The following is a 24,937-nucleotide window of genomic DNA, read 5'->3' as shown; positions in this document are numbered from 1 at the left end:
CGGGAGACGGAGCGCGCCGGCCCTGGCCCGGTGTGTGGCCGGGGTATCTCCCCCAGGCTCCCGGGAACCTCAGAAGGCCGGGATGCGGCAGCTGGTGATTTCGCCGAAGCGCTCCGTGCCTCCCCGGGGCTTGGGGGCCATCCTGGGGGCCGAGGCCGTCGCCTTGGTGTTGACGAGCATGAACGCCATCAGCGCGGCCCGCTCGCCCACCGGCCTGGCCGTGAGCTCCTGGGGGAAGGAGACCTCGACGCCTCGCTCCAGGCTGTTGCCGCAGTCGCGCATGCCCTTGAAGGTGTCCCCCTCCCGCTTGAGGGCATAGGCGCACTGGCCCACCCGGCCGTGCATCCAGGTCCCGTCCTCGGTGAGGTCCACGGCCATGCCGGCGAAGGTGCCCCAGACGCGGGTGTCGTCCCCCTCGGCCAGTTGCAGGTGGGTGGACAGCTCTCCGACGGAGCCGGTCACCTCCTGGTAGTTCCACTGGAGGGCCACGGGGCGGGTGCGGAAGCGGCCGCGCATGCCGTCCCCTTCGATGGCCAGCGACGAGTTGGGGCCGGTGATGGTGGTGCCCTCCAGCCGCAGCGGCTCGACGGACGCGTTGCCCAGGAGCACGCCCTGGGTGGAGGCCTGGGCGCCCGAGGTGGCGGCGCAGCCCGTGCCGAGAAGGGACAGGACGGTAGCGGTCGACAGCAGCAGGCGTTTCATGGACGTCCTCCGTGTCCGCCGTGCCTCGCTTCGTGGCGGACTCGTGGCCAGAAACGCCAGCCCGTGAGGCGCATATCGTCCCCCAGTACGGGAGGGCGGCGCGGCGTATGGCGGTCCCGTCGCTCCTCCGCCATGATGCGCAGTGAGCGCAGCGAAGGCCGGGAAGGCAGGCCACCCTTGCGCTAAACGAGGGTGAGGAGTAATTGCCGCCCTTCCAAGGAGCGCCAGCGCGGGAGCGTCAGTGAGAATCGCCGAGTTCCTCAGCCCCCAAGCCGTCATCGCCGACATGCAGTCGCGGACGAAGCCGGAGGTGTTGCGCGAGCTGAGCGCCACGCTGGTGCGCGCCCATCCGCTGCTCCCCGCGGACCGGCTGGTGGAGGTGCTCCGCGAGCGCGAGAAGCTGGGCAGCACCGGCATCGGCGAGGGCGTGGCCATCCCCCACGGCAAGCTGCCGGGCATGGCGCAGCTCCAGGCCGCCTTCGGCGTGTCGCGCGCGGGGGTGGACTTCGAGGCCATCGACGGGAAGCCCACCCACCTGTTCTTCGCGCTGGTGGCGCCGGAGAACAGCGCGGGCGTGCACCTCAAGGCCCTGGCCCGCATCTCCCGCCTGTTCAAGAACCCGCGCTTCCGGACCGCCATCCTCGAGGCGCCCACGGCCGCGGACATCCACGCCCTCATCATCCAGGAAGACGCGCGGCCCTGAGGCCGCTCCGGGGGGAGCAGCACCACATGGACGTCGTTCTGAGGTCGATCAACGACCGGTTCTTCCACGAGCAGGTCCTCCCGTTCCTCACCCGCGCCATGGCGGATGCCTCCGGGGCGCTGGAGTCCCTGCTCGAGGGGCTGGGGGACGGCCAGGCGCGCATGCTCTGCGAGCGGATGCTGTCCACGGCGGTGCCCGGGGGCCTGGGCTCGGTGGACGCGGAGCCGTGGGCGGACCTGGTGGACCGGCTCGTCTTCCTCCCCTGGCACGAGGGCCCCGCGGGCTGGGAGGTGGCGGCGATGCAGGCGGGCTACGCGGACGGCTGGGACGAGGCGCTGCACCTGGCGCTGATGCTGGAGCAGCCGGGCTATCCGTACTGGGACGCGCGCGCGTCGCGCGAGGTGCGGGACGGCTTCCGCTTCCGGCCCATGGCGGACGTGGGGCTGGCCTCGCTGCTGGCGGGCCAGTGGGAGCCCTTCCCGGAGTTTCCCCCGGACCGCGTCTTCGCCACGCAGGGGCGCGGTGAGTACTTCGCCCACGAGCGCTTCGCCTTCGCGGACTGGGCGTGGCGGCCGGCGAAGGCGGTGGCGCACTGGCAGGTGAACCTGCCGCGCAAGCTGGAGAAGCTGCTGGCGCGCGAGCAGGAGCGGATGAAGCTCTCGTCGCTGCCGGAGAAGGACGAGGTGCTCGGCTACTGGCTGGGGAAGGTGGCCCAGCCGCCGCCGCTCACGGTGGCCTTCTCCGGCCTGGGCCCCCGGGCGGCCAACTGGATTCGCGAGCTGGGCGCGCTCACGTCCCACGTGCGCACGGCCGCGCTGTCGAAGCAGGGGCTGGCCGCGCTGGTGACGAAGGGCTCCAGCGTCCGCGTCTAGCTACGGCTTCGGCGCGGCGGGGCCGGGGCTCTCCAGCAGGAGGGTGACGGGCCCGTCGTTGACGAGCGCCACCTTCATGTCGGCGGCGAAGACGCCGGTGCCCACCGTGAGGCCGCGCTGGCGGAGCAGCTCACAGGCGCGCTCGTAGAGGGCCTTCGCGCCCGCGGGCTCCATGGCGTCGATGAAGCTGGGCCGCCGGCCCTTCTGGGCGTTGCCGTAGAGGGTGAACTGGCTGACGACGATGAGCTGCTTCGACGTGTCCTCCAGGGACAGGTTCATCTTCCCGGCGGCGTCCTCGAAGATGCGCAGCGTGGCGAGCTTCTCCGCCATCCACGTCACGTCCGCCTCGGTGTCGCCCTTGCCCACGCCCAGCAGCACCAGCAGCCCCGGGCCGATTTCGCTCACCCGCTGCCCCTCCACCGTCACCGACGCCTCCAGCACCCGCTGCACCACGGCTCGCATCGACGTGTCCTCCCTGCGCCCCTGTTTCCCTGCTCGCTCTCCGGTGCTGGCACACCGGCTCGCACGGGGCCTTCCGTTGCGGGGCCGCCTCACGCTTGCAGGTGGGATGTCAGGGGGGAAGGGGATTCTACGCCGTGGGGTCTTGGACTCTGAGAGGCAGGCAGTGAAAAGAAGTCCACAGGCCGGGCATCCGCTTGCCGCCTGGTGGAAGAGCGAGCGCCCAGACGTGGACTCCCGCTGCCTCTCTCCCTTGCCGGCCTTTCACCCCCTTCCCCATAATGGCCCGCGTCTTCCCTGGAGAGAGTGTGCAGGTCCATCGAGCCAGCCCCTTCTTGGCCGCAGCGGCCATCATTTTCCTGACACTCCCGAGCGCCGCGCTGTCGGCGCCTCCCACCGCCGCGCAGAAGCGCGCGGACCGTGAGGCGCTGAAGGCGGCCTTGATGGAGGTGCTGCAGCGCACGGCGCTGAAGTCGAGCCGCGTGGGCGTGCACATGCAGAGCCTCGACGACGGCACCGTGGTGTTCAGCCACAACGCCGACGAGCTGCTCAACCCGGCCTCCAACGTGAAGCTGGTGACGTCGGCGGCGGCGCTCGCGTCGCTCGGGCCCGAGTTCCGCTACGACACCGAGTTCCTCGTGGACCCGGAGCTGCCGGCGGACGGCAAGGTCAAGACGCTCTACGTGCGCGGAAAGGGCGACCCGTCCATCACCACCGAGCGCCTGTGGGGCATCGTCTCCGAGCTGTGGCACGCCGGCGTGCGCGAGGTGGGCGAGATTGTCGTCGACGACTCCTGGTTCGACGCCGAGCGCACGCCGCCCGGTTATGACCAGGAGGACTCGGACCGCGCCTATATGGCGCCCACCGGCGCGCTGAGCCTCAACTGGAACGCGGCGGCCATCTACCTGCGCCCCGGCAACGGCCCCGGCGCCAAGGGCACGGTGGAGATGGAGCCGCCCAGCGACTACTTCATCGTGGAGAGCCAGCTCACCACCGGCTCGCGCCGCGCGCGCCGCGTGTCCGTCACGTCGGACCCCGCCGGGCCGCAGCAGAAAATCGTCGTCCGCGGGCAGATTCCCGAGGAGCGCGGCGGCGCCGTCAGCGTGTGGAAGAAGATAGACAACCCGCCCATGTACTTCGGCCAGACGCTCAAGCAGATGATGAGCACCCGCGGCATGAAGGTGAAGGGCAAGGTGAAGGCCGGCCTGACGCCCTCCAAGGCGAAGATGCTGTACGTGGCCCAGTCGGAGACGTTCGACGTCATCCTCAAGCGCCTCAACAAGCTCTCCAGCAACTTCGTCGCCGAGCAGCTCCTCAAGACGATGGGCGCGGAGCTGCGCGGCGCGCCGGGCTCCTTCATCAAGGGCGTGGAGGTGGTGGAGCAGTTCCTGGAGCGCGACGTGGGCATCCCCCGCGGCACCTACGTGATGAAGAACGGCAGCGGCCTCAACGACGCCAACCGCTTCTCCGCGGCGCAGCTCAACCGGCTCCTGCGCCACATGTACGAGCGCTTCCCGTTCGCCCCCGAGTACCTCTCCTCCGTGCCCATCGCCGGCAAGGACGGCACGCTGAAGTACCGCTTCGAGGGCAGCGAGGCCGTGGGCCGGCTGCGCGCCAAGACGGGCACGCTGGAGAGCGTCTCCGCGCTCAGCGGCTACGTGACGAGCGCGGGCGGTGAGCGCTTCTCCTTCTCCATGATGGCCAACGACTTCGCGGGCCGCGCCGGCCCCATCGTCGCCGGCCTGGACGCGCTGGGCGCGGCGGTGGCCGCCACCGGCTCCAGCCTGGGGCCCTCCAACGCGGTGGCCGCGCTGGCCGACAGCAGCCGCGCGCCGGGCGCCATCAACGACGTGGCCGCCCGCATCAAGACGTACCTGGACCTGGGCAAGCAGCGCGACCAGCGCAACATCGGCTTTTTGCGCACGGCGTGGCGCAGCGAGAGGGACCCGGCGGTGCGCGCGGTGCTGGCCGAGAGCCTCTACCAGTCCAACCCGCATGACTACCTGGGCGCGCGCACGCTGCTGGACAGCTACGCCGCCACCGGCGAGGTGTACGGCCGCCTGAAGGAAGTGGCCCGCGTGCTCTCCGTGGAGGTGCCGGGCGTCAGCAGCATGGTGGAGCTGGCCGCGGGCGGTAACGCCGAGGCCCTGGCCCGCGTGCTGGAGCTGGCCGGCGCCACCGGCACGGACGCGCAGTCGCAGCAGGAGATGTCCGAGGCGCTGGGCGAGGTGGCCCGCACCGCCCCCGAGGAGCTGGTGGTGGCCCTGCGCGCCGCCACCGCCGCGGACCGCGAGGCCTCCACCACGCTGCTGGCCCGCGCGCTCGTGCAGGCGGGGCAGGCGGACCACCCCTTCTGGAAGTCCCTGCGCCGCATGCTGGGCGCCACGGACCCGCAGCTCGCCACCTTCGCCAAGGGCCTGGACTCCACGCTGTCCCAGAAGGTGGCCGAGGCCAAGGCCCCGCCCCGGTCCCCGGACGGGCTCGTGCCGGTGCAGGTGGTGGCCCCCGCTGGCAAGGCGCCGCTCCCGCCGCCCCGCCCCGGCAACCCTCCCGAGGCGCGCACCGCCGAGACGCGCCCGGGCGGGTAGTCCCACCTCCTTCCCGTTTCTCTACTCCGGGCGTGTGTCTCCCCGCACGGAGGGCAGCCGTGCGGCCTTGCCCCGAGGCCGTTTACTGGCGCCTCGCGGAATGTCGGTGTGCACTGGTATAGGTGAAGGCCAACCTGCCAGGACTCTTCCTGGTGGGGTGACGCCGGCCCGTGGTGGGTCGGCTATCGTCGAAAGGAACGCAGTCATGGCTGGAGGCGTGAACAAGGTCATTCTCATCGGCAACCTGGGCGCGGACCCCGAGGTTCGCTTCACCCCGGGCGGGCAGGCGGTCGCCAACTTCCGCATCGCCACCAGCGACAGCTGGACCGACAAGAATGGCCAGAAGCAGGAGCGGACCGAGTGGCACCGCATCGTCGTCTGGGGAAAGCTCGCGGAGCTCTGCGGCGAGTACCTGAAGAAGGGACGGCAGTGCTACATCGAGGGCCGCCTGCAGACGCGCGAGTGGACGGACAAGGAGAACCGGAAGAACTACACCACGGAAGTCGTCGCCAACTCGGTGACGTTCCTCGGCGGTGGTGGACGTGACGCCGGTGAGGGCATGAGCGGCGGCGGCGGTGGGCGCCGGCAGTTCTCCTCGCAGCAGCGCGGCAGTGGCGGTGGCATGGAAGGCGACTACGGCCAGCCGCCTCCCATGGATGACAGCGGCATGGGCGGAGGCCACGGCGGCCACGGCGGCGGCGGCGACGACGACATCCCGTTCTAGAGCACGGCAGGGGCTCCCTCGGAGCCCCCCCCCCGAAATGAAACCGGCCGCTCCCGAAGTGACGGGGGCGGCCGGTTCGTTTTTCAGCGCTGGACGGAGGAGGGGCGGAGCCCCTCGGGGCTAGAGGGAGGCGCCCGCGTTGTAGAGCGCGTAGATGACGCCCCAGCTCATCGCCGTCAGGAGCAGGAAGATGCCGATGGCGACCGGCTCGAAGCGGCGCATGGAGCGCTCGCTGGCGAGGATGCCCCAGTACATGGCGAAGCCCTGGAGGCCGTTGGCCAGGTGGTAGGACGTGCCCAGCGTGCCCAGCAGGTAGACGATGAGCGTGGGGAAGTGGTGGTGCATCTCCCGGGCGATGTCGGAGAACGGCTCCGGGTGCCCCTCGACGAGGCGCGGGTGCAGGAAGGCCAGCCAGATGTGGGCGCCGAGGAAGAAGAGCACGCCCACCGCGCTCAGGCGCTGGAGGAGGTACTTGAGGTTGCCGTAGTAGCTGTAGCGGATGTTGTTCGGCTTGAAGCTGAACAGCCGGATGAGGCCCCAGCCGGTGTGGATCAGCAGGGGCAGCAGGACGATGACGAAGGTGAACGCCTGGGCGAACGGGTTCGAGTAGGTCGTCACCGACGCTTCCCACGCCGCCGCGCCATTGAAGGCGGAGAGGTTGTCCCAGAGGTGGTTGATGACCCAGATGGACAGGGGCACCACCGCCAGGAACGAGCCCAGGCGGGACTTGAGGAGCGGGGTCTTCGTCGGAACGGCTACGGCGGCTTGGCTGCTCATCGGGTCTCCAACGACGGCGCGCGGACGGATACCGCGTCCAAGTCAATGTCAGGTGACAGTCGGTCGGCGGTTTATAGCCGTTCCGGCCGGGGTGCTGGATTTCTTCCGCACCCCCGGATGCCAGCCATCCCACACGGAGGCATAAGGCTGACCTTATGCGTCACCCGGCCCGGGCTGCTTGCTGCTCCCCCGGCGGGCGGAGGGGCGCCCACCTTCTGTCGTTGGCGGGCAGGGCTGGGGCACGCTAATCGCTTCACCATGTCCGATGAGCTCGTCAGTGGATTGTTGAAGAAGACGGACCTGCGGGTGGTGCTGGCCATCACCTCCGAGCTGTCCCGCCAGGCGCGCGCCACCCACGGCACCGCCCCTGCCGCCGCGGCGCTCCTGTCCCAGGCCCTCACCACCGCCGCCCTCATGGGGGCCCTCCAGAAGCACGACGCGCGCATCAACCTCCAGGTGGAGTGTGATGGCCCCCTGCGCGGCCTCTTCGTGGACGGCGACGCCTCCGGCCTCGTCCGCGGGTACGTGAAGAACCTGCACGTCGGGTACGTGGGCGGCGAGGGGCAGTACCACTGGCGCCCCGTGCTGGGGAACAAGGGCTTCCTCTCCGTGCTGAGAGACCTCGGCGGCGGTGAGTACTACCGCTCCTCCGTGGAGCTGGTGCACTTCGACCTCGCAGCCGACATGGAGCGCTATCTCCACCAGTCGGACCAGCTCCCCTCGCACCTGCTGCTGGCCCAGCTGCCCACCGGGGGCGACGGCGCAGCGGACTCGCTGGGCATCGTCGCCGGCCTGCTCGTCCAGCCGCTGCCAGGCGCGGACATGGACGCCTTCAAGGAACTCGGCGTCCGGCTGCGCCGCGACTTCGATGCCACGCTGCGCGCTCATGCGCCGGCCGGCGCCACGGCGGTGCTGCGCGCCCTGCTGCCCGAGTCGGACTTCGAGGTGATGTCGCGTTATCCGCTGCGCTTTGCTTGCTCGTGCAGCAAGGACCGTGTGAAGCGCGCGCTCCTGGCCATGGGCCGTGAGGAGCTGTCGGACCTGCTGGAGAAGGAAGGCCAGGCGGAGGCCACGTGCCAGTTCTGCACGACGCGATACGTCATTCCAGGAGAGGAAATTCGGGAGATGTTGGAGGCCGGCGCGATTTGACTTGAGCGGGCCTCCCCGGTACTTGCCGCGCGCCATGAGCTACTTCACGCAACTGCTCGAGGGCGGCTACGAGGCCGTCCACCTTCTCAGTGATTCGCGGACGGGCCTTCGCGCCATCGTCGGCATGCACAACACCCGGCTGGGGCCCGGACTGGGCGGCACCCGCGCGCTGTCCACGTACACGAGCGAGGAGGAGGCCGTTGCTGACGCGCTGCGGCTGGCGCGTGGCATGACGTACAAGGCGGCCCTCGCGGGGCTGCCCCATGGCGGTGGCAAGGCCGTCATCATGCTGCCGCGCGGCAACTTCGACCGGGCGAAGCTCTTCGAGTCCTTCGGCCGCGCGGTGGAGTCGCTCGGGGGCCGCTACATCACCACCGAGGACAGCGGCACCAGCCCGGACGACATGGAGCACGTGCGCAAGCACACGAAGTACGTCGTGGGCCTGAAGGAGCGCAGCGGTGACCCGTCGCCGGTGACGGCGTACGGCGTGGCGCGTGCCATGGAGGCCACGGCGAAGCACCTGTTCGGCCGCCCGGACCTCAAGGGCCTGCGTGTCACCGTGCTGGGCGTGGGCCACGTGGGAATGTACCTGGTGAAGGAGCTGCACCAGCGCGGCGCGAAGGTGTGGGTGAGCGACATCAACGCCGCCAGCGTGGAGCAGGCCGTGAAGCAGTACGGCGCCACCGCGGTGAGCGCCGACCAGCTCCACCGCATGGAGGCGGACATCTATGCCCCCTGCGCGCTGGGTGGCGCCATCAACGACACCACGCTGCCGCTCCTGCGGGTGAAGGCGGTGTGTGGCGCGGCCAACAACCAGCTCCTCACCAAGAGTCACGGGGAGCAGCTGGCGAAGCGCGGCATCCTCTACGTGCCGGACTACGCGGCCAACGCCGGCGGCCTCATCAACGTGGCCCAGGAGTGGGCGGGGTATGACCGGGAGAAGGCCTACGCCCGCGCCGCGCTCATCTTCGACACCATCGACACGGTGCTGGCCCGCGCGAAGGACTCCGGCCTGCGCCCCGAGCAGGTGGCCGACCGCATGGTCGAGGAGAAGCTGTCCGCCTGAGCCGGGGCGGCACCGCCACCCCTTCTTTCGGCGTGAGAAAGGGCGGGTGAAGCGGCTGGATGTGGCCAGGGCGCGTGCCTCGGGATATGACGGGGCCCGCACCCCATCCGGAGTCACCGCCGTGGCCACCAAGCGGGCAACGCCCGGGCTCAAGGCCCAGGGCAAGCGCAAGCCCACCGCGAAGTCCTCTCCGAAGAAGAAGCCGTCCTCCAGGTCCGCCGCCGTGCCGAAGCAGGCCCGGCGCGACGCGGAGAAGCTCGTCTCCATTCCCTCCGACATGGTGCTGGCGCCCCAGGTCGAGGCGCCGCGCCAGCCCACCGGGAGGGACCAGTCCCGTGGCCGGTCCGCGGGCGTGCGCGAGCTGACGTGGGCGGAGTTCGACCGCGCCGTGCAGGAGCTCGCGGGCGCCGTCCGCGAGTCCTTCGCGCCGCAGGCCGTGGTGGGCGTGGCCCACGGCGGCGTCTTCGTGGGCGGCGCGCTGGCATCGGCGCTCGGCTGCGAGTTCTTCCCCGTGCGCATCAGCCGCCGCAGCCGGGACGCGGGCGGCGCCTCGCGCGCGGGCTCCGGGCCCAAGCTGGCGGAGGCGCTGCCTCGCGAGCTGAAGGGCCGGCGCGTGTTGATTGTGGACGACGTGGCCTCCAGCGGAGACACGCTGGAGCTGGCCACGGCGCTGGCGCGCGAGGCGGGCGCGAAGAAGGTGGAGACGGCGTGCCTGGTGGCGCGGCCGGAGGGCTTCGCGCCGGACTACTGCGCGCTGGCCACCGCGGCGCTGGTGGTCTTCCCCTGGGACTACCAGCCCGCCACGGGCGACGCGCGCTTCGACGAAGACCCGGACAAGGCGGGGGCGTGACTCCCGGCGTGGTGGGGGGGAGATGATCATCGGGACGGCGGGGCACATCGACCACGGCAAGACGTCCCTGGTGAAGGCGCTCACCGGCATCGACACCGACCGGCTGAAGGAAGAGAAGCGCCGCGGCATCACCCTGGAGCTGGGCTTCGCGCACCTGACGCTGGACGACGGCACGGTGGCCGGTGTGGTGGACGTGCCCGGCCACGAGCGCTTCGTGAAGGCCATGGCCGCGGGCGCCGGCGGCGTGGACCTGGCGGTGCTGGTGGTGGCCGCGGACGAGGGTGTCATGCCCCAGACGCGCGAGCACCTGGACATCTGCCGGCTGCTGGGCGTGAGGGCCGGCGTCATCGCGCTCACCAAGGCGGACCTGCTGGCCGAGCTGGGCCCGGAGTGGCGCGCGCTGGTGGAGGCGGACCTGGGCGCGCTCGTCGCGGGCACCTTCCTGGAAGGGGCGCCCGTGGTGCCCTGCTCGTCGAGGACGGGCGAGGGGCTGGACGCGCTCAAGGCCGCGCTCACCCGCGCCGCGGCGGCGTTGCCGAAGCGCCCGGCGGAGGGGCCCGCCTTCCTGCCGGTGGACCGCGTGTTCACCATCAAGGGCTTCGGCACGGTGGTGACGGGCACGCTGCTGTCGGGCGCGGTGGCGGTGGACGACGCGGTGTCGCTGCTGCCGGGACAGCCCGGCCCCTTCCGCGTGCGCGGCGTGCAGCTGCACGGGCAGGCGGTGCCGAAGGTGGAGGCCGGCCAGCGCGCGGCGGTGAATGTCGCCGGCGTGGAGCCGGAGGCGCTGCACCGGGGCATGGTGCTGGTGCGCTCCGGGGAGCTGCCGGAGACGCGCATGCTGGACGTGGAGCTCTCGCTGCTGCCCGCGGCGGAGTCGCCGCTGCCGCGCCGCAGGAAGCTGCTGCTGCACCTGGGCACCGCGCAGGTGGAGGCCACGGTGGCGCTGCTGGACGTGGAGCGCCTGGAGCCGGGGGAGACGGCGCTCGCGCAGCTCCGGCTGGATTCCCCGGTGGGCGCGCTGGTGGGCCAGCGCTTCATCCTGCGCGGCTCGCGCGCGCTGCCCGGCCGCGGGGCCACGGTGGCCGGCGGGCGCATCCTGTCGATTACTCCGCCCCGGCGCCGCAAGGGGGGCTCCGAGGTGGTGGCGCCGCTGCTGGAGGCCGACCCGGCGGGGCAGGTGGCGTGGCTGCTGCGGCAGGCGGGCTACCGGGGGCTGACGCAGCAGGAGCTGTTCGGCCGCTCGGGGCTGGGGCCCCGGGTGCTGGCACGCGCGCTGGAGCTCCTGGGCACGCGGGGCGGGGCGCTGTTGGTGGACCGGGAGCGGCGGCTGTACCTCTCCGGCGAGGTGTTCGGGGGACTGCACGGGCGTGCGCTCGCCCTGCTGGCCGCCTTCCACGAGCGGGAGCCCCTGAGGGAGGGGCTGCCGCGTGAGGAGCTGCGCCAGCGGCTGTCCGCCGAGCTGGATGCGCGCATCTTCCAGCGCGTGACGCAGGCGCTGGTGGACGCGGGCAAGGTGGAGCTGGACAAGGAGGTGGTGCGCCTCAAGGGGCGGGGCCGCACCCTGTCGCTGGGCGACGAGGCGGCCCGGGCGAGGCTGGCCGCGGAGCTGTCCGCGGCGGGTCTGGCGCCGCCCACCCTCAACGAGCTGGCGCAGAAGCTCCAGCTTCCCGGGCCCCGGCTCCAGGAGTTGTTGAAGGTCATGGTGTCGGAAGGGACGGTGGTGCGCGTGAGCGAGGAGCTGTGCTTCGACGCGGGGGCGCTCGCCGCCCTGCGGGAGCGGCTGGTTGCCCACCTGCGCGAGAAGAAGGAAATTACCACCCAGGCCTTCAAGGAAATGGTGGGGCAGACGCGCAAGTTCGTCATCCCGCTGTCCGAGTACTTCGACCGGGAGAAGGTGACGCTCCGGGTGGGCGAGAAGCGGGTGCTGCGTCGCGGATGAGCACGAAGCGTTACAGCGAGGCCGACCTGCGCGCCCTCATCGAGCCCTACGGCAACCCCGTGCTGGCGGTGGTCGAGGGACGGGTGTCCGCCGTCAACCAGGCCTACCTGTCGCTGCTCGGGCTTCCCCGCGAGCGGGTGGAGGGCCGTCCCCTCCTCGACTTCGTCCAGCCCGAGGACCGCAGCCGTCTGGCCGAGCGCTACCGCCTGCTCGAGTCCGGCATGCCCCCGGAGCCGCGCACGCAAATCCACCAGGTGCCCTGCGCGGATGGCTCCATGCGCGAGGTGGCCCTCTACGCGACGCGCCTGCCCATGGAAGGTGGCGCCGGGGCGCTGCTGCTCAACTGCCTGCCGCTGGGGGACCGCCACCCGGAGATGGGCGTGGCCGAGGGCCTGGTGGAGACGTCCGCGAGCCTCGTCACCGCGCACTCCGAGGATGCGGTGCGCCAGGTGGCGCTGAAGGGGCTGGAGGCCGCGGGCTTCCGGGTCCGCCTGCTGCGCTGGGACGGCGAGCGGCTGCTGGCGCGCGACGGCGGGCCCCTGCCGGACGACGTGAGCCTGGGGATGGAGTCCCTGTCGGACGGGCGCCCCGTCTTCGGCGGCGCGGACCAGGCCTCGCCCACGCATGTCTACCTGCCGGTGGGCGGCCCCCACGACGAGGTGCTGTGGGTGCAGGGGCCCTGGGTGGCTCCGCGCCATGGCTCGGTGCTGACGCTGTTCGCGAAGGTGGTGGGCGCGGCGCTGGCGGACGCGCGTGTGCAGGCGGACGGCGCGCGCAGCCGCTGGGAGATGGAGGCGGTGGCCCAGGTGGCGCGCTTCGTCGCGCAGCCAGTGCCTCCTTCGCTGGAGGACTTCCTGTCCCGTGTCGCGGAGCTCCTGCAGGGCTCGGCCGCGGCGCTGCACGTGTCGCCCCCGCAGGGTGGGGCGCTGGCGCTGGTCACCCACGTGGGGCTGGCGGACGTGGTGCGGGACGGTGGGCACGCGGAGCGCCTCACCGGCCTGCTGGCGCGGGCCGTGGCGGAGTCGGGGGAGGGCGCGCTCTCCACCGCGGCCCAGGAAGCGGCGCTGGGCGAGCTGTCCGGTGGGATGCTGGGCCGCGCGGCGGTGGCGCCGCTCGCCCGGGGAGGCGTGGTGTGCGGCAGCCTCCAGGTGCTGCGCGGCGCCGGCAGGCCCTTCGACACGCGCGACGTGCGGCTGCTGGGCACGCTGGCGGAGCTGCTGGTGGCGCTGATGGAACAGCGCCGGCTGCGCGCCGAGGCCTCGCGCCAGCTCGCCGAGACGCGCCTCCTGTTGGATTTGGCGCGCACCACGTCGGGCGTGCTGGAGACCTCCAGCATCCTGGACGTGGCCTCGGACTTCCTCGTCCACCTGCTGGACGTGTCCAACTGCTACATCATGCTGTACGACGAGGGGGCGAAGCTCTTGCGCGGCGCCGCCGCCTCCGCGGCCCACCGCGACTTCTTCCGCACGGTGGTGCTGCCGCTGCACGGTGACGGCCTCGCGGCGCGCGTGGCCCGGGAGCGCCGGCCCATCGCCATCGAGGACCTGTCGTCCGTCGGCGGCGGCTATGACTCGGAGCTCGTCCTGCGCTTCGGGGAGAAGGCGCTGCTGGGCCTGCCGCTCACCTCGCGCGAGGAGCTCATCGGCGTGGTGGTGGTGGACGACATCCGCCGGCCGCGCTCCTTCGGGCCGGAGCTGATTGAGCTGGCCGAGGCCACCTGCGGGCAGCTCGCGCTCTCCATCGCCAACGCGCGCCTGTACGAGTCGCTGTGGGCCAGCTACGCGGAGCTGGCCGCCACCCGCGCGGAGATGGTGAAGCGCGAGCGGCTGGCCGCGCTGGGTGAGCTGTCCGCGATTGTCGCCCACGAGGTGCGCAACCCCCTGGGCGTCATCTTCAACGCGGTGGCCTCGCTGCGGCGCCTGCTGGACCCGGGCGGCGACGCGGCCATGCTGCTGGACATCCTGGGCGAGGAGAGCGACCGGCTCAACCGCATCGTCGGCGACCTGCTGGACTACACGCGCCCGAGAGACCCGGTGCTCCAGCACGAGGATTTGGGGCGCGTGCTCCAGGACTCGCTGGAGGCGGCGCGCGTGCAGGGCGGCGGGGCGGACCGGCCCGTCGTCATCCGCTCGGACGTGGAGGCGGGGCTGCCGCCGGTGCCCATGGACCGGCGCCTCATCCGCCAGGCGCTCGTCAACGTGGCCGTCAACGCGATTCAATCCATGCCCCAGGGCGGCCAGGTGCAGGTGCGCGCGCGCCGCGAGCTTCACGCGGGCCGGGAGCACCTGCGCATCGACGTGGCGGACCAGGGGCCGGGCATCCCCGCGGAGCTGCTCCACCGCGTCTTCGAGCCCTTCTTCACCACCAAGGCCCAGGGCACCGGACTGGGGCTCGCCGTCGTCAAACGCATCCTCGAGGAGCATCGGGGAGAAATCGCCGTGGACAGCTCTCCGGGCCGCGGCACCACCTTCACCTTCAGGCTGCCCCTGTCGCAGCCCCCCGCCTTCCCATGACCGACGCGCACACCCCACCTGTCCGTGGACGCATCCTCGTCGTGGACGACCAGCGCAACATGCGCGCCACCACCGCGCTGCTCCTTCGCGCGGAGCACTACACCGTCTTCGAGGCCGCCACGGGCGAGGAGGCCCTGGCCCAGCTCGCCGGAGGCAGCATCGACCTGCTGCTGACGGACCTGAAGATGGAGCCCATGGACGGGCTCACGCTGCTCCGGCGCGCGCTGGAGGTGGCCCCCCGCCTCCAGGTCATCATGATGACGGCCTTCGGCTCCATCGAGAGCGCGGTGGAGGCCATGCGCCTGGGCGCCTACGACTACGTCACCAAGTCCTTCAAGGAGAGCGAGCTGCGCTACCGCGTGGAGCGCGCCCTGGAGCGCGCCCGCCTCTTGCGTGACGTGGACAACCTGGCCACTGACTTCAACCAGCGCCATGGCCTGTCCTCGCTGGTGGGCCGCAGCCCGGCCATGCGCGAGCTCACCAGCCGCCTGATGCGCGTGGCCCAGAGCGACGCCACCGTCCTCATCCAGGGCGAGAGCGGCACCGGCAAGGAGCTGGTGGCGCGCGCGCTCCACGCGCACAGCCGCCGCAAGTCGCGCTCCTTCGTGCCCGTCAACTGCGCCGCCATCAGCGAGTCGCTGCTGGAGAGCGAGCTGTTCGGCCACGCCAAGGGCGCCTTCACCGGCGCGGTGAAGGCCCGGCGCGGCCTCTTCGAGGAGGCGGACGGCGGCACCCTCTTCATCGACGAGGTGACGGAGACCAGCCCCACCTTCCAGTCCAAGCTGCTGCGCGCCCTGCAGGAGGGCGAGGTGCGCCGCGTCGGCGAGTCCACCGCGCTGCGCGTGGACGTGCGCACCGTCGCCGCCACCAACCGCGACATCGAGCAGGAGGTGCGTGAGAAGCGCTTCCGCCAGGACCTCTACTACCGCCTCAACGTCGTCACCCTGCGCGTGCCCCCGCTGCGCGAGCGCCTGGAGGACGTGCCCGCGCTGGCCGAGCACTTCCTGGAGCGCGCCAACGCCCGCAGCCCCAAGCCCAAGCGCCTGTCGGCCGCCGCCGTGACGCACCTGATGGGCTACGACTTCCCCGGCAACGTGCGCGAGCTGGAGAACCTGGTGGAGCAGGCCGCCGCCCTGGCCGAGAGCGACGAGCTGCTCCCCGAGGACTTCCCCCTGCGTGTGAGCCGCCTCACGCCGGCCCATGGCACCCCCAGCATCGCCGTGCTGGAGGGGCAGGGCGGCGGCCCCGGCCGCCTCGTCTCCACCGCCGGGCCCACCCTGGCCCAGGTGGTGGAAGAGGCCGAGCGCCACGCGATTACGCAGGCCCTGGAGCGCCACGGCGTGGACCTGGCCCGCGTCGCGGACGAGCTGGGCGTCTCCTCCACCACCCTGTGGCGGAAGATGAAGCGCCTCAACCTCCGCCCACCCAGCGAGCCGACTCGCGAATAGCGGGAACTTTTTCGCACCCTTGAATTCCAGATCCGAAATGGGCGGGGTTCATCCATGAAAAGGCCAAGTGCCTGGAATCATTGGTTCTTTTCAGTTCTGAAACCCGATTTCAGGGCTGAAATGAAACCCGCCGGGTCCGCCAACGTCGGGTGTTGAGCCAAGTGCTTGAGAAGACAGGACTTTGGCTCTGACGGGGCGCTGGCACGCGGGCTGCTAAAGGAATGCACGGGACACATCGAAGCGAGGCTGAAGGCGGTTCCCCCCCACCCCTTCAGCACTTCCGGTGAGTCACCTTGAGAAGACCCGCGGCCCGGCACCCTTCTGGGGTGTCGGGCCGCCTTCTTTTCTGCGCTCCAGCGTCCGGCACGGTTTCCCGCTTGCGTCGTTACTCACTCCAGGAAGCTTGGAGGGGTGACCTGATGGCAGCAGAGGTGGGACAGAGGGAGCCGCCATGGGTGTTGAGGCCCGCGCGGCCGGAGGACCATGCGGACTTCACGCGCCTGTTCGCGGAGCTGGGGGTGGATGACCCGCCGCCGCCGCAGGCGCTGTGGGCGGCGGAGCTGATGCCGCTCACCGTCTTCGTGGAGGGGCCGGGTGGGGTGGTGGGCTACGCGGCGACGGACCCCATGGGTGAGCTGGGCTACGTGGGGCAGCTCGTGGTGGACGCGTCCGTCCGGCGCCAGGGGCTGGGGCGGTGGATGATGGAGCGGCTGGCCGAGCGCCTTCGCGCCCAGGGCTGCCGGCGCTGGGCCCTCTACGTGAAGCGGGACAACACGGCCGCGCTGGGCCTCTATGCCTCCGTGGGGCTGAGGCCCGCCCGGCCGTCGGTCACCCTCAGGGTGACGCGGGCCCAGGTGGCGGCGCTGCCTCCCGGGCCTCCCGGGCTGGAGGTGGTGCGGGCGGAGCCCGGGGACTGGGAGGCGCTGACGGAGGCCTTCGGGATGCTGCCGGGCAAGCTGGCGCGCTTCGCGACGCGGCGCTCGCACCAGCTCCTGCGGCTGGCGCGGATGGGCGCCGCGCCGGACGCCCCGCTGGGGGTGATGGACCTGCGCGCCGCGGCGGGGCTGCTGTTCCCCTTCTTCGCGGCGTCTCCCGGCCACGCGAGAGCGCTGCTGGAGGAGTCCTTCGCCCGGGTGGGAGACGGCGTGGAGTCACTCCTCCTGGTGGTGACGGGCGACGAGGTGCTGGACGGGCTGCTGCGTGGCGCGGGCGCGGAGGTGTGCCACGAGACGCTGGAGCTGCGCGGCCCGCTGCCGGAGCCTCGCGGCTAGAGGCCGGAAAAGAAGACGCCCGCCCGGGCACGAGGCCGGGGCGGGCGTGGACGTCAGGGGCCTCAGGGGCCCCGCGAGACTACCGGCCGAAGAGCGTGCCGGCCTGCTCCAGCCAAGCGCCGATGGGGCCGGGGATGATGCCCAGCACCACCACGGCGGCCGTGGAAACCACGAGCGCCACCTCGGTGCCCCAGTTCCGCTCGAGCACCTGCGCGCCCTCGGGCACCGGCCGCATGAACATGTAGACCACCACGCGCAGGTAGTAATAGACGCCCGCCGCGCTGGACAGCACGGCGACAATCGTCAGGCCGATGAGGCCCGCGTCCACCGCGCTCTGGAAGATGAGCAGCTTGCTCATGAAGCCGATGGTGGGAGGGATGCCGCCCAGCGACAGCATGAAGGCCGCCATCGCGAAGGCCCAGCCCGGCCGGCGCTGCGCCAGGCCGCTGAAGCGCTCCAAATCCCAGGCCGTTCCCTTCTCCTCGTCCTCGCGGCGCTCCAGCGCGGACACCATGGCGAAGGCGCCCACCGCGCTGAAGGTATAGGCCAGCAGGTAGTAGAGGATGCCGCGCAGCGCGCCCGCGCGGGCGATGTCCAGCGGGGAGCCGCCGGTGAGCTCGGACGGACCCAGCAGGCGGAACTGCTCGCCCGGCGCGGTGACGAAGAGGGCGGCCACGCCCAACAGCAGGTAGCCGGCGTGGGCGATGGACGAGTACGCCAGCATGCGCTTCACGTTGCGCTGCGGAATCGCCATCAGGTTGCCCACCACCATGGTGAGGAAGGCCAGGGTGGAGAACAGCGCCAGCGGCAGCCTCGGGTCGATGCCCTGACCCATGGTGAAGAACACGCGCACCATCGCCGCGAAGGCCGCCGCCTTCACGCCCGCGCTCATCAGCGCGGTGACGGGGGAGGGCGCGCCCTCGTACACGTCAGGCGTCCACATGTGGAAGGGCACCGCGGCCACCTTGAACGCGAAGCCCGCGCCCACCAGGACGACGCCCGCGTACACCAGCGCCGGCTGCGCCTGGATGGCCGCGCCCAGCGGACCCACCATGGCCGTCAGGTTCGTGGTGCCGGTGGCGCCGTACACCAGCGCCGCGCCGTACAGCAGCACCGCGGACGAGAAGGCCCCGAGGATGAAGTACTTGAAGCCCGCCTCGCTCGGCCGCGTGCCGCGGCGCAGGTACGCCGTCAGCGCGTAGGTGGCGATGGAGAGGACCTCGATGTTGACGAACAGGGTGATGAGCTCGTTGGACATCGCCAGCAGGCTCATGCCCGCCGAGGCGAACAGCATCAGCGCGTAGAACTCACCGCGCTCCGCGCCGCGCCGCCGCAGGAAGCCCACGGAGCTGAGCGCCGCGAGCCCCAGGCCCACGCACACCACGAAGGTGAGGAAGCTGGAGAACGGGTCCAGCACGCCGAAGCCGAGCATCACCTCGCGCGGCGGCTCGAACATCATCACCACCGCCACCGCGCCGGCCGCCACCGCCGTCACCACGGTGAGCACCGCCTGGTACGCGCGCGACGCCGTGGCGGAGAGGAACACCTCCGACAACAGCAGGATGCAGGCGCCCACCACCATGAGGATGGCGGGCAGCAGCGGGAAGAAGTCTGCCAGGGAGAGAGTGGGCAGGTTCATGTTGGAAGCTCTGGCGGCCTACTGCCGCGGCGAGGGGACGGCGGCCAGGGGAACGGGCGCGGACGGCGCCGCGGCGGTCTGCTTGGAGGGCAGCGACATCACCTCCACGCGGACCTGATTCTCGTCCACCGTGGCCCCCGGGGTGCCCACGCGGGCGCGGGCGAGGAATCGCTCCGTGGAGGGGTTGAGCCGGTCCAGGAACGGCTGCGGCATCAGGCCCATCACCACCACGAGGATGAGGAAGGGCAGCGCGGTGATGCCCTCGCGCAGGTTCAGGTCCGGCAGGTACTGGTTCTCCCGGTGGGTGAGCCCGCCGAAGAACACCTTCTGCACCATCCACAGCATGTACGCCGCGCCGAGGATGACGCCCAGCGCCGCGAAGGCGCCGAACACCATCGTCAGGTGCGCGTTGCCGGCGGCCAGGCCCAGGTCGCTCTTGAAGGTGCCCAGCAGCACCAGGAACTCGCCGATGAAGCCGTTGGTGCCCGGCACCGCCACCGACGAGAAGGTGATGATGAGGAAGGCCGCGGTGAACATCGGCATCACCTTGGCGATGCCGCCGAAGTCCGCCATCAGGCGCGTGTGGCGCCGCTCGTAGAGGAAGCCGAAGAGGAGGAACAGCGCGCCCGTGGACACGCCGTGGTTCAGCATCTGGTACGCGCTGCCCGTGGCGCCCTCGGCCGTCACGGCCAGGATGCCCAGCATGCAGTAGCCCAGGTGGCTCACGGACGAGTAGGCGATGAGCTTCTTGATGTCCCGCTGCGCCAGGCACATCAGCGCGCCGTAGACGATGCCGATGACGGACAGCACCGCCAGGAACGGCCGCGCGCTCTGCGTGGCCACCGGGAAGAAGGGAATCGCGAAGCGCCAGAAGCCGAAGGTGCCCATCTTCAGCATGACGCCGGCCAGAATCATGGAGCCGGCCACCGGCGCCTGCACGTGCGCGTCCGGCAGCCACGTGTGCACCGGCCACATCGGTACCTTGATGGCGAACGCCAGGGCGAACGCGCCGAACAGCCAGGGGCCCCAGGTGTACAGCGTCCGGGCCAGGCCGCTCAGCGAATCACACGCGCCCTCCGGCCCGGCCGCGCACGCGGACAGTTGCCGGTTGGCCTCCAGCAGGCCGTTGTAGATGGCGGCGTAGTCGAACGAGCGGCTGCCCGCCGGCGCGCTGATGAAGTACACGGCGATGATGGCCACCAGCATCAGCAGCGAGCCGGCCAGCGTGTAGAGGAAGAACTTCACCGCCGCCATCTGGCGGTCCTCGGCGCCCCACACACCCACCATGAGGTACATGGGGATGAGCATGGCCTCGAAGAAGATGTAGAAGAGCAGCACGTCCAGCGACACCAGCGCGCCCAGCATCGTGGTCTGGAGCACCAGCAGCGCCAGGTGGAACTCCTTGATGCGGTGGCTGATGTACGTGGTGGAGGCCAGCACCACCAGGGGGCCCAGGAACACGGTGAGCAGGAGCAGGCTCACCGCCAGGCCGTCCACGCCAATGTGGTAGCTGGTGCCGAACATCTCGAACCACGGCACCCGGTACTCGAGCTGGAACTCCGGCCCGCCCGGCACGTAGCGCGCGTAGGCCCAGACCCCGAAGACGAGGTCCACCAGCATGCCAATGAGGGTGACGGTGCGAATCTGCCCCGACTCGCTCGCGGGCAGCATCAGCACCAGCGCCGCGAAGACGAGCGGCAGGAAGACGACGAGGTTGAGCAGGTGGGTGTCGAAGAAGCTCATTGCAGCACCTGGATGAGGGCGTAGGCCACGCCGCCCAAGATGGCGATGGCCATGACTGCGGCGTAGGCCTGGGCGTCGCCCGACTGCACGTACCGGAGCGCGCTGCCCACGCGCGCCGTCACCCACGCCGTGCCGCGCACCGCCACGGTGTCGATGAGGAGCGCGTCCACCACGCGGAAGAGGATGAAGCTCAGGAACTTCACCGGCCGGATGACGGCCAGCTCGTAGAGCTCATCCACGTAGAACTTGTTCTGCGCCGTGCGGCGCACCGCCCGCGCGAAGGCCGGAACCGGCTGGCCCACCCGCGCCGGGAAGAACTTCAGGTACAGGAACGCCGCGGCCACGCCGCCCGACAGCGCCACCAGCCACGCCTTCAGGTAGTCGGCCATGCCAGGCACGCTGGTATCCAGCTCCACCGTCTTCGCGCCCTCGGCGATGCGGGCCATGGCGCCGAACACCGGGCTGAGGAAGTTCTCGAAGATGGGCTGCGGCCGGCCGTCGGAGGCGCTGCGCATCAGCGGGAAGGCATAGACGGCCGCCACCACGCTGAGCACCGCCAGCACCACCAGCGGCAGCGTCATCTGCCAGGCGCTCTCGTGCGCGTGCTCCACCCGGGCCTCCTTCGAGCGGGGACCCTCGAAGGTGAGCAGGTACAGGCGCGTCATGTAGAAGGCCGTGCACGCGGCGATGACGAGGCCCAGGTAGTAGACGAGGCTCGACGTCCACTCCAGCCCGTGCAGGTGGTTGTGGTGCACGCCGTGGAAGATGGCGTCCTTCGAGAAGAAGCCGGACAGCGGGATGATGCCCGTAATCGCCAGCGTGGCCACCAGGAAGGTGCCCCACGTCCACTTCATCTCGTGGCGCAGGCCACCCAGCTTCTTGATGTCCGTCTCGTCCCCGTTGCCGTGCATGACGCTGCCGGCGCCCAGGAAGAGGCAGGCCTTGAAGAAGGCGTGCGTCACGAGGTGCAGCACCGCCGCCCAGAAGATGCCCATGCCCACGCCCATGAACATGATGCCGAGCTGGGACACGGTGGAGTAGGCGAGCACCTTCTTGATGTCGTCCTGCGCGAAGGCGATGAGCGCCGCAAGCAGCGAGGTGAGCGCGCCGACGATGGCCACCGTGGCCATGGCGGTGGGGCTCAGCACCAGCAGCGCGGACATGCGGCTGAAGAGGTAGACGCCCGCGGTGACCATCGTCGCCGCGTGGATGAGGGCGGAGACCGGCGTCGGGCCCGCCATGGCGTCCGGCAGCCAGACGTAGAGCGGCAGCTGCGCGCTCTTGCCCGCCGCGCCCAGCAGGAACAGCAGCAGCGCCGCCGTCATCACCCCGCCGAAGGTGTAGCCCGCCAGCGGGCCCGCCTCGATGGGCGTGGACAGGTCCACCTTGTCGGTGCCCGTGTCCACCAGGCCCTCGGCCAGCTTCTCCAGCCCCTTGAAGGTGACGGGGCCCTTCTCCTGCAGCGAAGCCTGGTAGCGCTGGGTGCTCGAGCCGGCGGTGGCGTAGTCCGCCGCGTTCGCCTGGCGCGTGAAGGCGGACACCAGCAGCACCAGGAGGAACGTGGCGATGAGGAAGGCGAAGTCACCGATGCGGTTGGTGATGAACGCCTTGCGCCCCGCCCAGGCCTTGGCCGGGTCCGTGTACCAGAAGCCGATGAGCAGGTAGCTGGCCATGCCCACGCCCTCCCAGCCCACGAAGAGCAGGACGAGGTTGTCGGCCAGCACCAGCGTCAGCATCGCCGCGACGAAGAGGTTGAGGTACGCGAAGTACCGCCAGTACCCGTCGTCGTGCTCCATGTAGCTGGTGGAGTACAGGTGGATGAGGAAACCCACGCCGGTGATGACCAGCAGGAGGATTCCGGACAGGTGGTCCACCGACAGCCCGAAGTTCACCCGGAAGTCGCCCACGGCGAACCAGGTGCCGTAGTCGTACGCCAGCGCGTAGCGCACGAAGTCGGCTTCGATGCCGAAGGGGTTCCGGTAATAGGCCATGAGCCGCCGCGAGCCCTCGGCGGCGCCCGGGCCGGTGTGGCTGGTGGCCCAGAAGGCCAGCACACTCAGCACGAAGGCGCCCGCCACCGCGGACAGGGCGACGAGGTGGACGTTGGCCCGGCCCAGCATCCGGCCGAACACGCCACAGATGAACGCGCCCAGCAGGGGCAGCGCGATGATGAGCCACAGTGAGGGCGCCAGCTGTTCCGGAGGGACAGGCGCCACCTGGAGGAATTCGGCGAGAGTCATGGGTGGAAGGCTCCTGGCGGAACAGGCGTCAGTGCTTCATCGTCCGGATGTCTTCCACCAGGACGCTGCCACGGCTGCGGAAGACGGCGATGACGATGGCCAGACCGATGGCCGCTTCCGCCGCCGCCACCGCGATGACGAAGAAGGCGGAGACGTGGCCGATGGCGTCACCGCGCATGCGCGCGAAGGCCAGGAACGTCAGGTTGGCCGCGTTGAGCATCAGCTCCACGGACATGAAGACGACCAGGGCGTTGCGGCGCACCAGCACGCCGAACATGCCCATGCAGAACAGCGCGGCGGCTAGCAGGAGGTAGTAGGTGATGGGGACCATGGGCCGATTCGGGGCCTCGCGAGCGGCAACGTCCGCCGCCATGTAGCACAGAAAGTTGTCCGCAACGGGCGATCAGATTCGCGACTTCGCCACGACCACCGCGCCCACCATCGCCACCAGCAGCAGCAGGCTCACCGCTTCGAAGGGCAAGAGCCACTGGGTGAAGAGGGTCTGTCCCAGCAGGGCCATGGTGCCGAAGGAGGCCTGCGCCTCCGGCGCCATCGCCGGCACGTCGCCGGGCACCTTCAACAGGGTGACGACCAGCACGGCCAGCAGGCCCACCGTCGCCGCGCCACCCGCCAGCCGAGCCAGCGTGGGCCGCCCGCGCGTGGGCGACTCACCCAGGTTGAGCAGCATGATGACGAAGAGGAACAGCACCATGATGGCGCCCGCGTAGACGAGCACCTGCAGCACCGCCACGGTGTGTGCCCACAAGAGCACGTAGATGCCGGCCAGGAAGAAGAACGTGGACACCAGCGCCATGGCCGAGTTGATGGGGCTGCGCGCGAAGATGACCATTCCGGCCGACAGCAGCGTCAGGAGCGCGAACGCCCCGAAGAGGATGAGCTCGATGTTCAAGACCAGTCTCCGAACGAACCCCAGGGCTTGTCGCCGAACGGGCAGCGCTTCTCACGGATGTGGGCCTCGAACTCGTCCCGGAACCGCATGAGGAACGAGTGCGTGGGCAGCGCCGCCGCGTCGCCGAGCGCGCAGATGGTGTTGCCCAGGCCGATGGGGGGATACGGGGCGATGGACGAGGCGACGTTGGACAGCATGTCGATGTCGCCCGGCTCGCCGCGGCCCTCTTCAATCTTGCGCAGAAGGCGCGTCTGCCACGGCGTGCCCTCGCGGCACGGAGTGCACTGGCCGCAGGACTCCTCCGCGTAGAAGCGGGCCACGCGCCAGAGGCTGCGCACCATGCAGGTGGCGTCGTCCATGACGATGACGCCGCCGGAGCCCGCCATGGTCTGCTTCACCTTGAGGGCCTCGAACTCCATGGCCACGTCCAGCTCGTCCGCGCCCAGCACCGGCGCCGAGGAGCCGCCCGGAATCACGGCCTTCACCTTGCGGCCCGCCGGCATGCCCCGGCCGTACTTGTCGTCGAAGATGAGCTCCGCCAGGGTGGTGAACATCGACACCTCGTACACCCCCGGCCGGTTCACCGAGCCCGAGAGGCAGACGAGGCGGGTGCCACCCGACTTGTCGGTGCCCAGCTTCGCGTACGCGTCCGCGCCCTTCTGGAACACGGCGGGCACGCTGGCGAGCGTCTCCACGTTGTTCACCACCGTGGGGCAGCCGAAGAGGCCCACCACCGCGGGGAAGGGGGGCTTCAAGCGGGGCCAGCCCTTCTTGCCCTCCAGGCTCTCCAGCAGCGCCGTCTCCTCGCCGCAGATGTACGCGCCCGCGCCGCGCACCAGGTAGACGTTCAGCTCATAGTCCTTGCCCATGAGCTTCTTGCCGAAGATGCCGGCCTTGTAGGCCTCGTCGATGGCCGCCTGGGCGCGCTGCGCCTGGAACTTGAACTCGCCGCGCAGGTACACGTAGCAGGTGTGCACGCCGAGCGCGTAGGACGCGATGGCGATGCCCTCCAGCATCATGTGCGGGTCGTCGCTGAGGATGTAGCGGTCCTTGAAGGTGCCCGGCTCGGACTCGTCGCCGTTGACGGCGAGGTACTTGGGCTTGGGGCTGTCCTTGGGGACGAAGCTCCACTTGAGGCCGGTGGGGAAGCCCGCGCCGCCGCGGCCGCGGAGGTTGGACTTCTTCACCTCGTCGATGATGGCGGCCGGCTGCATCTCCAGCGCCTTCTTCAGCGCCTCGTAGCCACCGCGCTGGCGGTAGCTGTCCAGCGTCCAGGACTGCGGCTTGCCCCAGGCCGCCGAGATGATCGGTTCAATCGCCTTTGCCGTAGAGGCCATGTTGATG

Annotated in this window: 20 protein-coding genes; 11 read left to right on the top strand and 9 right to left on the bottom strand. The window is 70.8% G+C overall.

Annotation, left to right across the window (positions count from 1 at the left end; translation table 11 throughout):
- Positions 1-69: 69 nt before the first annotated feature.
- Positions 70-702 (bottom strand): hypothetical protein, encoded by a 633-nt coding sequence (locus K8638_RS01830; protein ID WP_223752627.1) that lies wholly within the window; start codon positions 700-702, stop codon positions 70-72.
- Between the two features lie 241 nt (positions 703-943).
- On the opposite strand from K8638_RS01830, the gene K8638_RS01825 reads away from it, so the two are divergent.
- A complete protein-coding gene (locus K8638_RS01825) occupies positions 944-1,405 on the top strand; it encodes a PTS sugar transporter subunit IIA (protein WP_169349467.1) in 462 nt (153 codons plus the stop codon).
- 26 nt (positions 1,406-1,431) lie between these two features.
- The gene (locus K8638_RS01820; RefSeq protein WP_223752626.1) at positions 1,432-2,277 is read left to right on the top strand and encodes a hypothetical protein; all 846 of its coding nucleotides are present in this window, start codon (positions 1,432-1,434) and stop codon (positions 2,275-2,277) included.
- Here the strand turns inward: K8638_RS01820 and dtd are convergent, their stop codons facing one another.
- On the bottom strand, positions 2,278-2,739 hold the full coding sequence (gene dtd / locus K8638_RS01815) for a D-aminoacyl-tRNA deacylase (RefSeq protein ID WP_223752625.1): 462 nt from the start codon (positions 2,737-2,739) through the stop codon (positions 2,278-2,280).
- Between the two features lie 305 nt (positions 2,740-3,044).
- Between dtd and dacB the strand changes: the two genes are divergently transcribed.
- Together dacB and K8638_RS01805 are read left to right on the top strand one after the other, a co-directional pair.
- On the top strand, positions 3,045-5,324 hold the full coding sequence (dacB, locus tag K8638_RS01810; RefSeq protein WP_223752624.1) for a D-alanyl-D-alanine carboxypeptidase/D-alanyl-D-alanine-endopeptidase: 2,280 nt from the start codon (positions 3,045-3,047) through the stop codon (positions 5,322-5,324).
- Positions 5,325-5,529: 205 nt separating this feature from the next.
- Positions 5,530-6,048 (top strand): single-stranded DNA-binding protein, encoded by a 519-nt coding sequence (locus K8638_RS01805; protein ID WP_223752623.1) that lies wholly within the window; start codon positions 5,530-5,532, stop codon positions 6,046-6,048.
- A 120-nt stretch (positions 6,049-6,168) separates the two neighbouring features.
- Here K8638_RS01805 and K8638_RS01800 read toward each other — a convergent pair whose 3' ends face one another.
- Entirely contained in the window at positions 6,169-6,825 is a 657-nt protein-coding gene (locus tag K8638_RS01800) for a succinate dehydrogenase (RefSeq protein ID WP_223752622.1), read from the bottom strand.
- Positions 6,826-7,083: 258 nt separating this feature from the next.
- Between K8638_RS01800 and K8638_RS01795 the strand changes: the two genes are divergently transcribed.
- From K8638_RS01795 to K8638_RS01765, 7 genes are all read left to right on the top strand, one after another.
- A complete protein-coding gene (locus K8638_RS01795) occupies positions 7,084-7,974 on the top strand; it encodes an Hsp33 family molecular chaperone HslO (RefSeq protein ID WP_223752621.1) in 891 nt (296 codons plus the stop codon).
- 34 nt (positions 7,975-8,008) lie between these two features.
- Positions 8,009-9,040 carry a Glu/Leu/Phe/Val dehydrogenase dimerization domain-containing protein gene (locus K8638_RS01790; protein ID WP_223752620.1) on the top strand — a complete coding sequence of 344 codons (1,032 nt, stop codon included), beginning with the start codon at positions 8,009-8,011 and terminating at the stop codon, positions 9,038-9,040.
- A gap of 46 nt (positions 9,041-9,086) precedes the next feature.
- Positions 9,087-9,890 (top strand): phosphoribosyltransferase, encoded by an 804-nt coding sequence (locus K8638_RS01785; protein WP_370643893.1) that lies wholly within the window; start codon positions 9,087-9,089, stop codon positions 9,888-9,890.
- A 22-nt stretch (positions 9,891-9,912) separates the two neighbouring features.
- A complete protein-coding gene (gene selB, locus K8638_RS01780; RefSeq protein WP_223752619.1) occupies positions 9,913-11,829 on the top strand; it encodes a selenocysteine-specific translation elongation factor in 1,917 nt (638 codons plus the stop codon).
- Positions 11,826-14,342, top strand: coding sequence for an ATP-binding protein (locus K8638_RS01775; RefSeq protein WP_223752618.1), 2,517 nt, complete (start codon positions 11,826-11,828; stop codon positions 14,340-14,342). Before selB ends, K8638_RS01775 begins: the two co-directional genes overlap by 4 nt.
- The gene (locus K8638_RS01770) at positions 14,339-15,790 is read left to right on the top strand and encodes a sigma-54 dependent transcriptional regulator (protein ID WP_223752617.1); all 1,452 of its coding nucleotides are present in this window, start codon (positions 14,339-14,341) and stop codon (positions 15,788-15,790) included. Before K8638_RS01775 ends, K8638_RS01770 begins: the two co-directional genes overlap by 4 nt.
- Positions 15,791-16,209: 419 nt before the next feature.
- Entirely contained in the window at positions 16,210-17,061 is an 852-nt protein-coding gene (locus K8638_RS01765; RefSeq protein ID WP_223752616.1) for a GNAT family N-acetyltransferase, read from the top strand.
- Between the two features lie 79 nt (positions 17,062-17,140).
- Here K8638_RS01765 and K8638_RS01760 read toward each other — a convergent pair whose 3' ends face one another.
- From K8638_RS01760 to nuoF, 6 genes are all read right to left on the bottom strand, one after another.
- Positions 17,141-18,700: an NADH-quinone oxidoreductase subunit N gene (locus K8638_RS01760; protein ID WP_223752615.1), complete on the bottom strand. Its 1,560-nt coding sequence runs from the start codon at positions 18,698-18,700 to the stop codon at positions 17,141-17,143.
- A gap of 18 nt (positions 18,701-18,718) precedes the next feature.
- Positions 18,719-20,443 (bottom strand): NuoM family protein, encoded by a 1,725-nt coding sequence (locus tag K8638_RS01755; RefSeq protein ID WP_223752614.1) that lies wholly within the window; start codon positions 20,441-20,443, stop codon positions 18,719-18,721.
- Complete coding sequence (gene nuoL / locus K8638_RS01750; protein WP_223752613.1) at positions 20,440-22,683, bottom strand: NADH-quinone oxidoreductase subunit L; 2,244 nt, start codon at positions 22,681-22,683, stop codon at positions 20,440-20,442. Before nuoL ends, K8638_RS01755 begins: the two co-directional genes overlap by 4 nt.
- Positions 22,684-22,711: 28 nt before the next feature.
- Complete coding sequence (gene nuoK / locus K8638_RS01745) at positions 22,712-23,014, bottom strand: NADH-quinone oxidoreductase subunit NuoK (protein ID WP_223752612.1); 303 nt, start codon at positions 23,012-23,014, stop codon at positions 22,712-22,714.
- A gap of 72 nt (positions 23,015-23,086) precedes the next feature.
- Entirely contained in the window at positions 23,087-23,593 is a 507-nt protein-coding gene (locus tag K8638_RS01740) for an NADH-quinone oxidoreductase subunit J (protein ID WP_223752611.1), read from the bottom strand.
- Positions 23,590-24,930: an NADH-quinone oxidoreductase subunit NuoF gene (gene nuoF / locus K8638_RS01735; RefSeq protein ID WP_223752610.1), complete on the bottom strand. Its 1,341-nt coding sequence runs from the start codon at positions 24,928-24,930 to the stop codon at positions 23,590-23,592. The genes K8638_RS01740 and nuoF overlap by 4 nt, the downstream gene beginning before the upstream one ends.
- Between the last annotated feature and the right edge of the window lie 7 nt (positions 24,931-24,937).

Source organism: Myxococcus sp. RHSTA-1-4 (assembly GCF_020037125.1).
In the GTDB taxonomy this organism is placed as follows: domain Bacteria; phylum Myxococcota; class Myxococcia; order Myxococcales; family Myxococcaceae; genus Myxococcus.
Note: the sequence above shows the minus strand (reverse complement) of the source record. Positions and strands in the feature narration are given on the sequence as shown.

Bases quoted from the DNA above. Each gene is read 5' to 3' on its own strand.
- nuoF (WP_223752610.1), bottom strand. From the start codon at position 24,930: ATGGCCTCTACGGCAAAGGCGATTGAACCGATCATCTCGGCGGCCTGG.
- K8638_RS01770 (WP_223752617.1), top strand. From the start codon at position 14,339: ATGACCGACGCGCACACCCCACCTGTCCGTGGACGCATCCTCGTCGTG.
- K8638_RS01820 (WP_223752626.1), top strand. From the start codon at position 1,432: ATGGACGTCGTTCTGAGGTCGATCAACGACCGGTTCTTCCACGAGCAG.
- dtd (WP_223752625.1), bottom strand. From the start codon at position 2,739: ATGCGAGCCGTGGTGCAGCGGGTGCTGGAGGCGTCGGTGACGGTGGAG.
- K8638_RS01760 (WP_223752615.1), bottom strand. From the start codon at position 18,700: ATGAACCTGCCCACTCTCTCCCTGGCAGACTTCTTCCCGCTGCTGCCC.
- K8638_RS01790 (WP_223752620.1), top strand. From the start codon at position 8,009: ATGAGCTACTTCACGCAACTGCTCGAGGGCGGCTACGAGGCCGTCCAC.
- selB (WP_223752619.1), top strand. From the start codon at position 9,913: ATGATCATCGGGACGGCGGGGCACATCGACCACGGCAAGACGTCCCTG.
- K8638_RS01755 (WP_223752614.1), bottom strand. From the start codon at position 20,443: ATGAGCTTCTTCGACACCCACCTGCTCAACCTCGTCGTCTTCCTGCCG.
- K8638_RS01800 (WP_223752622.1), bottom strand. From the start codon at position 6,825: ATGAGCAGCCAAGCCGCCGTAGCCGTTCCGACGAAGACCCCGCTCCTC.
- K8638_RS01830 (WP_223752627.1), bottom strand. From the start codon at position 702: ATGAAACGCCTGCTGCTGTCGACCGCTACCGTCCTGTCCCTTCTCGGC.
- K8638_RS01765 (WP_223752616.1), top strand. From the start codon at position 16,210: ATGGCAGCAGAGGTGGGACAGAGGGAGCCGCCATGGGTGTTGAGGCCC.
- K8638_RS01795 (WP_223752621.1), top strand. From the start codon at position 7,084: ATGTCCGATGAGCTCGTCAGTGGATTGTTGAAGAAGACGGACCTGCGG.
- nuoK (WP_223752612.1), bottom strand. From the start codon at position 23,014: ATGGTCCCCATCACCTACTACCTCCTGCTAGCCGCCGCGCTGTTCTGC.
- K8638_RS01775 (WP_223752618.1), top strand. From the start codon at position 11,826: ATGAGCACGAAGCGTTACAGCGAGGCCGACCTGCGCGCCCTCATCGAG.
- K8638_RS01805 (WP_223752623.1), top strand. From the start codon at position 5,530: ATGGCTGGAGGCGTGAACAAGGTCATTCTCATCGGCAACCTGGGCGCG.
- nuoL (WP_223752613.1), bottom strand. From the start codon at position 22,683: ATGACTCTCGCCGAATTCCTCCAGGTGGCGCCTGTCCCTCCGGAACAG.